Below are 14314 nucleotides of genomic sequence, written 5' to 3'. Positions count from 1 at the left end.
ATGGACATTTACGAAGAATACATAGAAAGTATTATTCAGATGGCAGATCAAGCCATAGATAATGGCCAAGATGATGAGGCCAAAAGATGGTTTGAGAGAGGATTGTGTGAAGAGCCTGGTAGTGCCAAACTTCATTTTAGAATGGCTTGCCTACTTCAATACGGCCTTGATGATAAAGCGGGAGCTGAACAGCATTATCTGCTGGCAATAAAATTTAAACCAGATTACCGAAGTGCTTATGTCAATCTCGCGCAGCTCTATCTGGATAATGAGAAATACCTTGGTCTGGAAAACCTTATGCATAAAGCCATGAAGGTTGAAGGCTTCAACAAAACCTTTGTCTATGAAAACCTAGGCAAAGTGGCCGAAACTCAAGGTCAATTTAGCAAGGCGATTGCTTGGTACCGAAAAGGTATGATGCAAGCCCTTGACAACTATGATGTGGACGATTTGAAAGACCACATCAAGCGAAATAAGTACAAACGACTAAAGAAACGTTGGAAATTATGGCAACGAGAAAATTAACTGGAAAAGACCTGAGAAAGCTCGGATTCCCTGAAGGCAGAGCCATTGGCGAGGCAATCAAGGCTATGGAAGAGTATTTCAAAGGCAAATCCATATTGCATAAAAAAGCCATGTTGAAAAAGGTGGTCGGAAACCCTGGTCTTTACCTAAAACATGAGGCCTGGGGCCCTGTGGCGATGGCGCTGATCATCAAAAAAGACCACAACGAGACACTGGCTTTGCGGGAAAAACGCATACCATATCATATATATGGGGCAGACGGCATTGAGCAAGGAGCAATCAACCAAATGGAGATTGCCATGAAATTGCCGGTGACTAAGTATGGAGCACTGATGCCGGATGCACACCATGGCTACGGACTGCCAATTGGTGGCGTTCTGGCAACTGAGAATGCAGTGATCCCTTATGGAGTTGGGGTAGACATTGGCTGCAGAATGTGCATGACCATGTATGACGTCCCTCCTGCTTTTGTGCATCAAAACACAGAGGAGTTGAAGGACATGTTGATGGAGAACACCAAATTCGGTCAGGCGGTATTTAAAAGGCCAAAAGACCATGAGGTGTTAGACCGAGGGCTTTTCAACGAAATCAATATTTTGAAATCTTTGAAAGACACAGCATGGAAGCAAATCGGTTCTTCCGGAGGTGGCAACCACTTTGTGGAATTCGGTATTACTGAGATTCATTCGGAGATCAATGAATTCAACCTGCCGGTTGGCAAGTATTTATCGGTACTCTCCCACTCGGGATCGAGGGGACTTGGTGCGAATATCGCAAGGCATTACACCAAGCTGGCCATGGATATGACCAAATTACCGGGAGAAGCTAAGCATCTGGCTTGGTTGGATTTAGACACTGAAGCGGGTCAGGAATACTGGCAAGCTATGAATCTGGCCGGTGACTATGCCTCGGCATGCCATCACCAGATTCACGATAGACTGGCTGCTGCCTTAGGTGAGCAACCACTGGCACTGATCGAAAACCACCACAACTTTGCCTGGAAAGAGCAAGATGCGGATGGAAAGGAAATCATTGTGCATAGAAAAGGAGCTACACCAGCAGGTGAAGGTGTTCTGGGAATTATCCCAGGCTCAATGACCTCACCGGGCTTTATTGTAAAAGGCAAAGGGAACGGGGATTCTATCAATTCAGCTTCTCATGGAGCAGGAAGGGTACTTTCCAGAACCAAAGCCAAGCAGACACTTTCTAAAAAGGAAGTGAAAAAGCACATCAAAAAAGCTGGAGTTACCTTAATCGGTTCCGGTTTGGACGAAGCGCCTCAGGTTTATAAAAACATCCATGAGGTAATGGCTCAACAAACCGACTTGGTTGAAGTACTTGGTACCTTCGAACCAAAAATCGTCCGTATGTGTGGGGATGAAAGGTTTGGGGAGGTGGATTAGAACAGCCTAGAATCAATAAAGAGTCTTGTTAAAGCGCAAGGCTCTTTTACCTTTTACTAATCTTGTTTCTGGTAATATCACGCTGCTGATTACTTCTGAACTTTTTAGATGACTGAAGTGCTGAATGCTTAGTTTTCCTCCCTTGAACTCTGGCCCTCCACATTTCGAAGGAACTTGGTTTCATCTCTCTTCTCATCAACTTGATAACCTCTTTCTCAGGTAGACCAAACTGTTGTTCAATAGCATCGAAAGGGGTCCTATCTTCCCACGCCATCTCAATAATTCTATCTATATCTTCAAAAGACAAACCATGTTTCTCAATCATACTCAATAAATATACTTTTAGTCCTAAATGTTTGAAAGTCAAACAAAAAAGAACCCCTACACGTATTGCAGGGGTTTCCAACCATCAACTTAACCAGAATCACTATAGCATAGTGATTTGCTCTTGAAACTCTGTCATTGGCAGAGCAGTCTCTTTGAGCGCTTTAAAGCCTCCTTTTATGTTTACAGCATTGTAATAACCTGACGATAAAAGAATAGATGTGGCTATCATAGATCTGTAACCACCCGCGCAGTGTATATACCATTTACTCTGACTATCTAGATTTTTGAGGTTCGTGTTTATAAAATCTAGTGGAAAATTGGTTGCTCCCCTAATGTGCTGCGATTCGAATTCGCTCTCTTTCCTCACATCCAATAAGTTCGCCCCATTCTCAAAGATGGATACAAACTCTTCTGCTGTAACTTGCTCAACCCTCTGAACTTCTTCACCTGCATTGCGCCATGCTTTAATGCCACCTTTCAGAAAGCCTAAGGCGTTATCGTAGCCTACTCTAGAGAGGCGAACCACTACTTCTTCTTCTTTTCCTTCTTCGGCTAAGAATACAATTGGGGTATTTAAATCGGTTATCAAAGCACCCACCCAAGGCGCGAACGTATCGTCAATTCCAATAAATATTGAATTTGGAATAAAGCCTTCAGCAAACTGCTCCTTAGGTCGCGTATCCAAAATAAGCGCCTTATTCTTTCGTACTACTTGCTTAAATTCTTTTACGTCTAAACCAATGACACCTTGCTCAAGTATTTGATCGATACTCTCATAACCCATTTTGTTCATTACTGCATTTTTAGGGAAGTATTGAGGTGGCGCGACAAGGTCTGACGTAACTTCTTGTACAAACTCCTCCTTGGTCATATCTGCTCTCAGTGCATAGTTGAATTTCTTCTGATTCCCCAGCGTATCAACAGTATCCGAACTCATGTTCTTTCCGCATGCAGAACCTTGCCCATGACCAGGATAAACAATAACATCATCTGCTAAGGGCATAATTTTATTTCTAAGTGAATCGAACAAATGAGCTGCTAAATCTTCTCTAGACAAATCTGTTTTCACCGCCAGATCTGGCCGGCCAACATCGCCCAAAAACAAGGTATCACCTGTAAAAATTGAATGTTCTTTCCCCGCTTCATCAATTAAGAGAAAGGTTGAAGACTCCATAGTGTGACCTGGCGTGTGCAGTACCTTGATCTTTACATTTCCCAGTTGAAGCACCTCACCATCTTTTACTACATGAGCTTTAAAGTTTGGCTGGGCAGTGGGGCCGTAAACAATGGTTGCTCCAGTTTTCTTGGCTAAATCCAAATGACCAGAGACAAAATCTGCATGAAAGTGAGTCTCCAAGACATACTTAATGGTTGCTCCATTTTGCTTAGCCATTTCAATATATGGCTCAACTTCTCTCAAAGGGTCTACAATGGCCGCTTCACCGTTCGACTCGATGTAGTAAGCTGCTTCGGCAAGACATTGGGTGTAAATCTGTTCTATTTTCATATCTGAGTACTTTTTCCGATCAATGACTCAAAGTTGGAAAAAGCCTCATTTGCCTTGCGTAACCTATGTTACCTCATAAACTGATATATATCAGGATTCTATAGCACTTCAACCAGTATGAATTTTTAAATACATTTTTTTGCTGTTAACAACTATTGGAATATTTTCGTGGGAGCTCAAGAAATTGTGCCGACCAAACTAAGATTATGACTAACATCTTGCTCGTGGAGGATCGCGAGATTCTTAGGACATTGTTTTCGGATTTAATCGAAAACTATTGGCCTGATGAAAAACCTCTTTCAATAAACACATGCGGCTTTGATGCTGCCGAAAAGCTGATCTCTGAGAAGGAGTATCAGATTTACGTTTTCAACATATCTACCAATAGTGCTTCTAACTTTGGCTTAGTCAAGCAGCTAGTGCAAAAAGGCCATTGCAATAAGTCTAAGATAATTATCACTTCTGTAGATAAGCCTCCAATCATAACTACAGACCAAGAAGTAGAAATTCACTATTGTAATGAAGACAACTTTACTGCAGAGTGCCTACCACTAATGGTTCAGTAAGCGACTACTTTTTCTTTTCTATACCAAAAGTAAGCTTGTAGTATTCCATGATAGGCTGAAAAGGGCCATACTTATGTTGCTCAGCAGAAAAATTATCTCGCCAAGGCCCGTAGGGTGTAGAAACAGGCTTTAGCTCCTTCTTTGGAAAATCGGCTTCAGGGTTTGCCTTCTGAGGTCTATCAAAACTGTTAATGTAAGCTGCCACATGGTAGGCCTCTTCATCGGTTAACACTGGCTTATCGTAAGTAGCTTGTTGAAATGGCATATTGGATTTAATGAACTCTGCAGCGGTGATTACTCGGTGCATTCCCGCTCCATGATTGTAAGAATCATTGCCCCATAATGGTGGAAACTCATAGAGCGCACCTTCATTTGGTCTCACCCCTTGTCCATCTGCTCCATGGCAAACAATACAATACTTCTGAAAAATCGTTTCCCCTTTAGAAAGATCTGCCTTTACTTCAGGTAGGTCAATAGCCACATACCCCTTATACTCAGCGAGTTTCTCTTCAGGCACATCTTCACTTAGCCACTTCATATAGGCTATCATGCCTTTCATTTCTAGTGTATTATGAGGCAGTTTTTGCCCATTCATACTGCGCTCCATACAGCCATCAATTCTTTCCTCCAAGGTGCCCATTTTGTCTTCGCGCCCTCGGTATTGAGGAAATCGGTTATAGACGCCCACGAAGCTTCCAGACCCTGGCTTAGTTCCGGCTTCTAAATGACAGCTCTGACAGGTAAGGTTATTCCCAGCAAATTGCATTTCCTCTTTTTCTGCCAAAGGACCAATAAGCTCAGGAGTTCTAGTAATTACATCATATCCTAACTTGATCAATGAAGCTTTTTCTTCGCCCTCCAAATCGGTAGTTATAGATTTAGGCTTCCAAACGAGGTTATTTGGTTTATGCTGAATGAGACCTATATGCAGTGCCACAAGGCCAAATAATGCAGAGAAAACAAGCAATACTATTGTACTGAGTAATAACCGAATTCTAAAAAGCAATTTGTCCATTTTTCCCATCTCCTTAGAAAAAGTTCAAGTAACCATTCTCTCTAAAGTGGATATACACCAAAATACTCAGTTTTTGATTCCGAACATATCAAAAGCTATATACTAGGCTTAAATCTGTATGAAAAAAGTCTGCATTATTAATTATCACTGATGAGTCGGAGATAGAGTTGTCCGACAGAAACCTATAAGCTACTAATGTTTCCAAGCTTAAACTACTTAGATTTTTTATGGGCTTAACTTTTAAAACAGCATCCCAATGAATGTGAGAAGGCAACTTGTATTTATTGCTTTCAACATCACTCGGTTTTGGCAAACGGTTGTAGGCGATTGAGCTGGTAAATTGATAGCTCATTTGCTCATCAGACCAAGCATTTTGCCACTTAAACATAAGAGAAATTGCATCCCTAACACCTTCAATTCGTGTTCTTCTTTGAAAAGTATAGAAAGGCTCGTAGCCCCATTCTCTTGGCATTAAAAACCTTCCAGCATCACTAATTCTAGAAACATTCAGTTGCATTGAATTATCCTCCCATTGCTTCTCAAGTCTCAAACCATAATACAAAGCCGATTGATCTACCTTATAAGTTCTGCTTTGATCGGAATTACCACCACTGCCTAAGCGTTCTTGATACATAACCTTTGCAGCAATGCTCAAGCGGCTTTCAGAAAGCTGTAACCTCGGTTCAACTAGGAAGGTGTTCATCACCCCCTCAACCAAATAATTCCAAATATCTAAAGAGAGCCCTCCACTAAAAAGCTTATTATAGTTGGTTACCAGCAGAAAATCAGATGCTATATTATTGCGGTAACCACTCGGAGATCCATCTTTATTAAAACCAACTCCTGCAACACCTAATGAGCGCCCTATTTTTTCAAAATCTCCAGAAAATCTTGGCATAGACTTATGTATAATGGCCAATTGCCACGAGGCATTCTCAGCTTTATAATTCTCATACCAAATACCTTCTAAAGCATTAGGAAAAGGCCATTGCTCAGCTTTTAAAGCTTGAGCATTCTTAACAAACCTACCGACAGTTAGTATTTGTCCGTTGTGATTCAACTCAGCGTTAAGAACGGGAAGTGCAAACTCAGAATGAGCACTCATAGTTCTTAAATTGAAAAGGTTCGCCTCATAAATTGGCCCTCTTCCCGTTATAGCATCTCGTTTCTCCAAGTTTTCTGTGCTTGGCAGAAAAACTCCATTAACCTGACCGGAAAAACTCAGCCAAGATTTAAGCTTATAACTTGCCTTATAAGAACCATAGCCCACAAAAGCATTAAAATCAGTCAGTTCACCCTTGTTATTGGTAGACATATAGCGCATTGTCACAGCACCTTTTGTCTGAAATGGCTTTTCGTCTTGAGCCGGTAAAACTCTTACTGAAAAAGTAAGAACCGTGAAAACTATAAAAACCTTCTTCAACCCTAATGAGGCAGTTTACGCTTTATTCTTCCGTAAACGTAAGTTCCCAAAATTCCTGAAGCAATAGCCACAATAATCACGAAAACTCCATTTCCTAATAGAATGAACATTGGTCCCGGGCAAGCGCCAGTCATTGCCCAACCCAGCCCGAAAATGGTTCCACCAATAAGGTAACGTGGTATAGAAAACTGCTTAGGCGGAATAACAATTGGGTCGCCAGAGATGGCCTTCATTTTAGTACGCTTAATAATCTGAGTAATGATGATTCCCAAGACCACTGCAGTACCTATAACACCATACATGTGGAAAGACTGAAATTTGAACATTTCGTAAATCCTGAACCAAGAAACCACCTCTGCTTTGGTGAGGGTAATACCGAATAGAATACCCAGAAAGATATATTTTATGAATTTCATAAGTCTAGATTTAAAGGGAAAGAAGGTGAGGCAATAGCAAGTGCGTCATAACCAGACCACCAATAAAGAAACCTATCACAGCTACCAAAGAGGCTGGCTGAAGATCGCTCAAACCACTGATGGCGTGCCCACTGGTACAACCACCAGCATAGCGTGTTCCGAAGCCAACTAAAAAGCCTCCCACCACAAACATAATGAGGCCTTTTAGGCTGAATAGTGACTCAAAACTGAAGAGATCTTGAGGTACAATACCCTCTCCAGGATTGGCAATTCCCAACGCTTGCAAATCTGCCACAGTAGCTTCTGATATGGCAATAGTGGCATCTGGCATTAGGTATTGATGAGCAATGAAGCCTCCAATTACTGTTCCTGCCAAGAACAAAAGGTTCCAAGTTTGCTTTCTCCAATCAAAGTCGAAGAAGTCACAAGACCTGCCCCCGCCTAACATGGAGCACATATTTCTGAAGTTTGCAGAAAGGCCAAAACTGTTGCCAAAATAGAGCAATGCGAACATTACAATGGCAATAATGGTCCCGGCAACATACCACGGCCATGGCTGTTGAATGAATTCAATAAGATTGTTCATTTGATTTTTTATATGACCCCGAGCCTGAAGTGGCTCAGGGCAATTGTTAGTTTAGAGTACTTGGACAAACATAATCCGTTACTGGAATACCTACTTCCTGAATGGCTTTAAAGCCACCAGCTACATCGATAATCTTATCGTATCCTCTTGATTTTAAGATGGAAGAGAAGATCATAGATCGGTAACCACCGGCACAGTGAATGTAGTACTCAGTGTTTTTATCAATTCTTGCCATCTCATCGTTGATGAAATCTAGTGGCGTATTTTTCGCTTTTTCAATGTGTTCTGCCAAGTATTCTCCAGGCTTTCTCACATCTAAGACATTGGCAGTTCCTTCTTCGAGTTTTTCCTTCAATACATCAGCTCCAACAGAGGTTACTGAATCAATCTCTTTTCCGGCTGCTCTCCAGGCTTCCATTCCACCTTTCAAATAGCCAAGCGTATTGTCATACCCTACTCTAGAAAGTCGGGTCACCACTTCTTCTTCTCTACCTTCATCGGCTAAGAAAATAATAGGTTGCTGAAGATCAGGAATCAAAGCTCCTACCCAAGGGGCAAAACTTCCATCGATACCGATGAAGATTGAGTTAGGGATAAAGCCTTTGGCAAACTCCTGAGGCTTTCTGGTATCTAACACTAAGGCACCTTCGTGATTGGCCATAGCTTCGAAAGTCTCTACACTCAAAGCTACCTTTCCAGTTTCGAGTATCTTATCGATGCCATCCGTATTGGCAGATTTGTTCATGGCCACATTTTGAGCAAAATATTGAGGAGGTGGAAGCAAACCATCGGTCACTTCTTTGATGAACTCCTCTTTGGTCATATCAGCCCTCAAAGCATAGTTTACTTTCTTCTGATTGCCCAAACTGTCTGTGGTTTCCTTGCTCATGTTTTTTCCACAAGCCGAACCAGCACCATGAGCAGGATAAACAATTACATCGTCTGGCAAGGTCATGATTTTCTCTCTCAGGCTATCGAATAACATTCCCGCCAAATCTTCTTGCGTAATGTCGCCTTTTTGAGCCAAATCAGGCCTACCTACATCTCCTATAAATAGCGTATCTCCACTGAAAATTGCATGTTCTTTTCCTTCTTCATCAATAAGTAAGTAGGTAGAGCTTTCCAGCGTATGACCTGGAGTGTGCAATACCTTAATTTTTACATCGCCCAGCTCGAAGATTTCTCCGTCAGTTGCCTTATGGCTATCGAACTCAGTTTTTGCGCCTGGTCCATAAATTATGGTTGCGCCTGTTTTCTTGGCTAAGTCCACATGACCAGAAACAAAGTCTGCATGGAAATGTGTCTCGAAAATGTATTTGATAGTGGCCTTATTTTTTTCGGCCATAGAAAGGTATGGATGTACCTCTCTGAGCGGATCGATGATAGCTACCTCGCCCTTACTTTCAATGTAGTAAGCTCCTTGCGCTAAACAACCCGTGTAAATTTGATCTATTTTCATTTTGCTTTTCTTTTCTCGTTAAGTCGATATAAAGACAAGGTCAGTGTAAATTACGTTCCAACTTCTGAAAGCTGAAGTAACTTAAGTTACATTAGGCATTGGTTTGACTAACCAAGTGCGCTCTTCCATCTTCAAACTTACCTGATAGACAGTAATTTACTGCATCGTTGGTAGTTAAAAAGAAGGCATGTTTCTCACCTTTCTTAATCAATTCGTTTTTATAAAATGCATCTCTTACCGGGCCAATTACCTCGGCAAAAAGCATGGTAATGTTCTTCTCTTCTAAACTTTCAATGAGCTCGCGCAAACCAATGACTCCGGTGGCATCTATGTAGGCTACCGAAGCAGCATCTAAAACCACATACTTCAGCTCACCATTTCTCTTTTGCACCTCATTCATCACCTTGTCTTTAATGGTTTGAATGTTGACAAAAGCAAAAGGAGCGTCCACCCTCAACACCAACAGTTCTGGCCAGGTTTCCAACTCATTAAAACGTTTTACATTCCTATATTCTTCAATACCCTTTACCCTTCCTAGCACAGCCATATGTGGGTTTGCCGCTTTAAAAAGTAGGATTAAAATGGATAGAATAATTCCTGTAACAATACCCGGAACCATGCTGAACTGCAGCGTCACAATAAAAGTAGCTAACAGTAAACCGAACTCCACTTTGTTGGTTTTCCATAGTGTTCTTACATAGCCTATATCAATGAGGCCAGAAACGGCTACCATAATAATTGAAGCTAAAATAGCATGTGGCAAATTGTAGAACAGCGGAGTGAGGAACAGCAACGTCAAGGCAACCAAAACAGCGGAAATAATGGAGGCCAAAGGCGTATTGGCACCTGCCTGATGGTTTACTGCTGAGCGTGAAAAGCCACCAGTAACTGGGTAACTTTGGAATAGTGAGCCGACAATATTTGATGCTCCCAAGGCTATCAATTCTTGGTTTGGAATCACCTTATAATCTCTTCTTTTGGCTTCAATGGCTTTAGCCACGGAAAATGCCTCCATAAAGGCTACTACAGCAATGGTTAGTGAAAGTGGAAGCAGCTTTTGAATAGTCTCGATTGAGAAATCTGGAATGATGAGTGACGGCAATCCACTTGGTACTTCTTTCACTATGCTTACACCCTCGGCTTCTAGCCCAAATGCCGCTACAATCAGAATACCAATAACAACCGCTACTAAAGCTCCCGGAATTTTTTTGTTGATCTTTTTCGCTCCTTTGATGAGAATAATTCCAGCAATACCTAGAAGCAAAGTGAGCAGATGTGTTTCATCGATTTGACCGATAGCACTACCAATAATTCGGTGTACTTGATTACTTTTTTCTAGCTCAACCCCGAGGAAATACTTCAGCTGATTCAATCCAATAATCAATGCGGCCGCTGAAGTGAAACCACTGATAACAGGCTTGGCCAATAGATTGGTGATAAAACCCATTCTAATTACGCCTAGCAGAAATTGAGCAGTACCCATAAAGAAGGCCAACATAATAGCGTAAGTGATGTAGGCTTCGCTCCCTTCCATAGCCATCACTGATACCCCAGTTGCTACCAAGAGAGAATCCATTGCTACTGGAGCTACTGAAAGCTGACGAGAAGTACCGAAGATGGCATATATTATCTGAGGTACTACTGACGCATAAAGACCATAAACTGGTGGTAAGCCCGCGATAAGCGCATACGCCATTCCTTGAGGAATTAGCATTACCCCTACCGTTAAGCCGGCAAATAAATCACCGCTTAGGTCTGACTTTTTATAGTTCGGTAACCAAGAGAGTATGGGTAAAAACTGCTTCACTTTATTCTGATTTAGCTGACACAAAAGTAGGCCCGCTCAGAAGCTGTAAAAGTAACTAAAGTTACGAAAGCTGATAAATGATCATCAGTTGGTTATTTGGCATTTCTCTCGAATCTTCTCAATTTCATGCATTGGGCACATCTAAAATCAAAAAACTTCTAACTCTAATTACTCTGATGATTGTTGGGGAAGCTATTTTCTTCCTTCCCTTTGTAATTACTAGAGTGTTCAGACCCACCTTTCTAACTGTTTTTGAGATAGACAACCTTGAACTGGGAACAGCCTTTTCTGTATACGGAATTGTAGCTATGGCTTCTTACTTTTTTGGTGGGCCTATTGCCGATAGGTATTCACCCAAAAAACTATTAATCTTTTCTCTAATTGCCACCGCTTTGGCTGGGCTAATAATGGCCGGAATCCCTTCATTAACTACTTTGACCATACTTTACGGTTTTTGGGGCTTGAGCACTATTCTGTTTTTCTGGGCCGCATTCATTAAAGGCATTAGACAGTTTGGTGGCGAAGAATCTCAAGGAAAATCTCAAGGCTTAGTTGATGGTGGTAGAGGATTTGTAGCTGCTTTAATAGCCTCCTCCTCTGTTTTTTTATTGGATGCACTACTTCCTGTTTCGGCCGATCAAGCGACCAAGAATCAACTAGAAAATGGATTAAGCCTCATTATTATATTCTTTTCAATTTTAGTTCTGCTCACAGCAGTGCTCGTATGGAAAGCGCTGCCCAGTGCAACTTTAAAGACGACTGAGAAAGCTGAAAAAATGAGCTTAAGCGGTGTAAAAAAGGCTATCTCTCACCGGTCAGTTTGGCTCCAGGCCATTATTCTACTTTGTGCATACGTGGGTTATAAATGTACAGACGATTTTGGCCTTTATGCGCAAGATGCCTTTGGCTATGATGATGTTGAATCGGCACACATTGCGACCATCTCCTTCTGGATGCGACCTATTGCTGCCGCTTTGGCCGGTTTTTTAGGCGACAAACTGGTTCATTCGAAAATAACCAAGGCATGCTTTGTTATTCTCATCTTAGGTTCAATGATAATTAGTTCTGGTGTTCTTGGTGGAGATATTTTTCTTCTCATAGCCCTAACACTTGCCAGCACAAGCTTAGGAATTTATGGACTAAGAGGCCTCTACTATGCCCTTTTTCAAGAGTCGAAAATACCACTATCCTATGCAGGCGCTGCTATTGGCTTTATTTCTGTCATTGGCTATACTCCAGATGTTTTTATGGGTCCACTGATGGGCGTTTTATTAGATAACAACCCTGGTAAACTTGGACATCAATACTTATTTGGTGTTCTGGCTGTTTTTGGAGTTATAGGCTTGTTGGCTTCAGTTTTATTTGGAAAGGATAGCTCTGTAACTGGCGAAGAGAGCCAGAGTATTTAACCTCGCTATAAGTACACTTTCTCAAAGCCTATAATTTGGCTATTTTACAAATGTCAATTCAACCTTATGCAAAACATTAAACTCACTTTAGCCATTTTGGTCATGGTCATTTCTGGCTGTCAATCCAATAACAGCCAACCAGCCGAAACTAAAACCAAAGCATCTTATCAAGACCTTGTTCAGCTTTTCAAAGATTGGCGGGCATTTGAAACCCCTCCTTTACTCAAGGGCACACCTGACTATACAAAAGTAACTTTTGACGAGCGTTGGCCCGAGTTTAAAATGCTACAAACGCAGCTACATTCGATGGACACTACTGGCTGGTCAATCCCTGAGCAGGTAGACTATCATATTGTTTGGGCTGAAATGAATGGTTATGATTTTAATCATCGTGTACTAAAACCATGGCAAAGAGACCCAGCATTTTACAAAGTAATTTGGATGCACAGAAGCGATGTACCAGCCCATGAAGGCCCAACCAATCACGGAACCGTTGAGGTATGGACGTATAACTTTCCTCTTATCGCTGATAAAAAGGACGAGTTTCTTCAAGGTATTAAGACAATTCCCACATTTAATGAGCAAGCCAAAGAAAACTTAACCGGCAATGCCAGAGACCTTTGGATAGCCGGAATTAGAGACATCAAAACGCAATCTCAAGACTTGGAGTCCTTGAAATCATTGGCTGGAGTTGCTGAAGATAACTCTTTGATGGACGCCATTGACCAAGCCATTTCATCGACAAATGAATTAGCAGAATGGCTAGAAAATGAGTCTACATCTAAAACCGGTCCTTCTGGTATAGGCAAAGAAAACTATACTTGGTATTTGCAAAATGTGCATTTGGTACCACTAACATGGGAAGATGAGGTAATGATACTTAAAAGGGAATTGGCTAGGGCTTGGTCTGCCTTAAAGCTAGAAGAACATCGCAACCGCAACTTGCCTGAGCTTACTGCGGCTGGCTCGCCAGAAGAATATGATGCTATGGCCGATAGATCTGCCAAGAGCTTGCTGAAGTTTCTAGACGAACAGGAAATTGTAACCGTAAAAGACTATTTCGAACCAGCTCTAAGAGCACATTTAGGTGAATTCATACCTAACTTCTTTACCATTGGCGAGCACTATGATGCCCGCCCCTTATACTCTCATTTTTACCACTGGTTTGAACTGGCCAGAATGGACAATGAACCTCACCCTAGCGAAATTAGAAGAGAGCCCTTACTCTACAATATCTTCGATTCGAGAAATGAAGGTACTGCCACCGCTGTAGAAGAGATGTTTATGGATGCCGGGCTATATGAGGATGACCCGAGAGTAAGAGAAATTGTGCTTATCATGATTGCGCAAAGAGCAGCTCGTGGATTAGGCTCCCTATACGCTCACGCCAATGAAATGACCATGGAAGAGGCAGGTGGTATTCATTCAGAATTCACTCCTAGAGGCTGGATGAAAACCGAAAAGGAACTGCTTATTTTTGAACAACATTTGTACCTCAGACAACCAGGCTACGGCACCAGCTACATTACCGGAAAGTATCTCTTAGAAGCTGCTATGGCCGATTATGCTCGATTGAATGAAGATAACTTCAAGCTAAAAGACTTCTTCGACCAACTGAACTCAATTGGCTCAATACCTATTGCGCTTGGCCATTGGCAAATGACAGGAGTTAATGATCAGGTATTAAGCATTACCACAAAAGAAGACTGATTGATTTCATTGATTAAACACAAATTCTAAACCTCTATCAAACATTGAATAAGGCATACACAGTCTTATCACTTAAGATTACATCAATTATCACCTGAAAAAAATAGAATGCATCATACTGAATATCAATCAATTAAAAATTGATGTAAAATATTTTTTAC

The 14314-nt window shown here is 41.5% G+C and carries 13 protein-coding genes; 5 read left to right on the top strand and 8 right to left on the bottom strand.

Annotation, left to right across the window (positions count from 1 at the left end; translation table 11 throughout):
- On the top strand, positions 1–525 hold the full coding sequence (locus tag AWW68_RS18855) for a tetratricopeptide repeat protein (RefSeq protein ID WP_068224969.1): 525 nt from the start codon (positions 1–3) through the stop codon (positions 523–525).
- Entirely contained in the window at positions 507–1928 is a 1422-nt protein-coding gene (locus AWW68_RS18850) for an RtcB family protein (protein WP_068225053.1), read from the top strand. Before AWW68_RS18855 ends, AWW68_RS18850 begins: the two co-directional genes overlap by 19 nt.
- Positions 1929–1974: 46 nt before the next feature.
- Here AWW68_RS18850 and AWW68_RS18845 read toward each other — a convergent pair whose 3' ends face one another.
- Together AWW68_RS18845 and AWW68_RS18840 are read right to left on the bottom strand one after the other, a co-directional pair.
- Positions 1975–2253: a TIGR03643 family protein gene (locus AWW68_RS18845; RefSeq protein ID WP_068224968.1), complete on the bottom strand. Its 279-nt coding sequence runs from the start codon at positions 2251–2253 to the stop codon at positions 1975–1977.
- 102 nt (positions 2254–2355) lie between these two features.
- Complete coding sequence (locus tag AWW68_RS18840; protein WP_068224966.1) at positions 2356–3762, bottom strand: MBL fold metallo-hydrolase; 1407 nt, start codon at positions 3760–3762, stop codon at positions 2356–2358.
- A gap of 206 nt (positions 3763–3968) precedes the next feature.
- On the opposite strand from AWW68_RS18840, the gene AWW68_RS18835 reads away from it, so the two are divergent.
- Positions 3969–4328 (top strand): hypothetical protein, encoded by a 360-nt coding sequence (locus AWW68_RS18835; RefSeq protein ID WP_068224964.1) that lies wholly within the window; start codon positions 3969–3971, stop codon positions 4326–4328.
- A gap of 4 nt (positions 4329–4332) precedes the next feature.
- On the opposite strand, the gene AWW68_RS18830 is transcribed toward AWW68_RS18835, so the two are convergent.
- The 6 genes from AWW68_RS18830 to AWW68_RS18805 all read right to left on the bottom strand — a co-directional run bounded on the left by AWW68_RS18830 (position 4333) and on the right by AWW68_RS18805 (position 11034).
- Complete coding sequence (locus tag AWW68_RS18830) at positions 4333–5343, bottom strand: c-type cytochrome (RefSeq protein WP_084375775.1); 1011 nt, start codon at positions 5341–5343, stop codon at positions 4333–4335.
- A gap of 88 nt (positions 5344–5431) precedes the next feature.
- Positions 5432–6766, bottom strand: coding sequence for a hypothetical protein (locus AWW68_RS18825; protein WP_068224960.1), 1335 nt, complete (start codon positions 6764–6766; stop codon positions 5432–5434).
- Between the two features lie 2 nt (positions 6767–6768).
- Entirely contained in the window at positions 6769–7182 is a 414-nt protein-coding gene (locus AWW68_RS18820; protein WP_068224959.1) for a YeeE/YedE family protein, read from the bottom strand.
- A 10-nt stretch (positions 7183–7192) separates the two neighbouring features.
- Complete coding sequence (locus AWW68_RS18815; RefSeq protein ID WP_068224957.1) at positions 7193–7768, bottom strand: YeeE/YedE family protein; 576 nt, start codon at positions 7766–7768, stop codon at positions 7193–7195.
- Positions 7769–7814: 46 nt separating this feature from the next.
- Entirely contained in the window at positions 7815–9227 is a 1413-nt protein-coding gene (locus AWW68_RS18810) for an MBL fold metallo-hydrolase (RefSeq protein WP_068224955.1), read from the bottom strand.
- 91 nt (positions 9228–9318) lie between these two features.
- Positions 9319–11034, bottom strand: coding sequence for a SulP family inorganic anion transporter (locus AWW68_RS18805; protein WP_068225052.1), 1716 nt, complete (start codon positions 11032–11034; stop codon positions 9319–9321).
- Between the two features lie 77 nt (positions 11035–11111).
- On the opposite strand from AWW68_RS18805, the gene AWW68_RS18800 reads away from it, so the two are divergent.
- Positions 11112–12443, top strand: a complete 1332-nt coding sequence (locus AWW68_RS18800; RefSeq protein WP_084375769.1) for an MFS transporter — start codon at positions 11112–11114, stop codon at positions 12441–12443.
- A 66-nt stretch (positions 12444–12509) separates the two neighbouring features.
- Positions 12510–14153, top strand: a complete 1644-nt coding sequence (locus tag AWW68_RS18795; protein ID WP_068224951.1) for a DUF885 family protein — start codon at positions 12510–12512, stop codon at positions 14151–14153.
- Positions 14154–14314: the final 161 nt, after the last annotated feature.

The organism is Roseivirga spongicola, from assembly GCF_001592965.1.
GTDB classification, from domain to species: Bacteria; Bacteroidota; Bacteroidia; order Cytophagales; family Cyclobacteriaceae; genus Roseivirga; species Roseivirga spongicola.
This window is presented reverse-complemented; position numbering and strand designations above follow the sequence as displayed.

Coding starts and splice junctions, on each gene's coding strand:
- AWW68_RS18855 (WP_068224969.1), top strand. CDS start 1: ATGGACATTTACGAAGAATACATAGAAAGTATTATTCAGATGGCAGAT.
- AWW68_RS18850 (WP_068225053.1), top strand. CDS start 507: ATGGCAACGAGAAAATTAACTGGAAAAGACCTGAGAAAGCTCGGATTC.
- AWW68_RS18845 (WP_068224968.1), bottom strand. CDS start 2,253: ATGATTGAGAAACATGGTTTGTCTTTTGAAGATATAGATAGAATTATT.
- AWW68_RS18840 (WP_068224966.1), bottom strand. CDS start 3,762: ATGAAAATAGAACAGATTTACACCCAATGTCTTGCCGAAGCAGCTTAC.
- AWW68_RS18835 (WP_068224964.1), top strand. CDS start 3,969: ATGACTAACATCTTGCTCGTGGAGGATCGCGAGATTCTTAGGACATTG.
- AWW68_RS18830 (WP_084375775.1), bottom strand. CDS start 5,343: ATGGACAAATTGCTTTTTAGAATTCGGTTATTACTCAGTACAATAGTA.
- AWW68_RS18820 (WP_068224959.1), bottom strand. CDS start 7,182: ATGAAATTCATAAAATATATCTTTCTGGGTATTCTATTCGGTATTACC.
- AWW68_RS18815 (WP_068224957.1), bottom strand. CDS start 7,768: ATGAACAATCTTATTGAATTCATTCAACAGCCATGGCCGTGGTATGTT.
- AWW68_RS18810 (WP_068224955.1), bottom strand. CDS start 9,227: ATGAAAATAGATCAAATTTACACGGGTTGTTTAGCGCAAGGAGCTTAC.
- AWW68_RS18800 (WP_084375769.1), top strand. CDS start 11,112: ATGATCATCAGTTGGTTATTTGGCATTTCTCTCGAATCTTCTCAATTT.
- AWW68_RS18795 (WP_068224951.1), top strand. CDS start 12,510: ATGCAAAACATTAAACTCACTTTAGCCATTTTGGTCATGGTCATTTCT.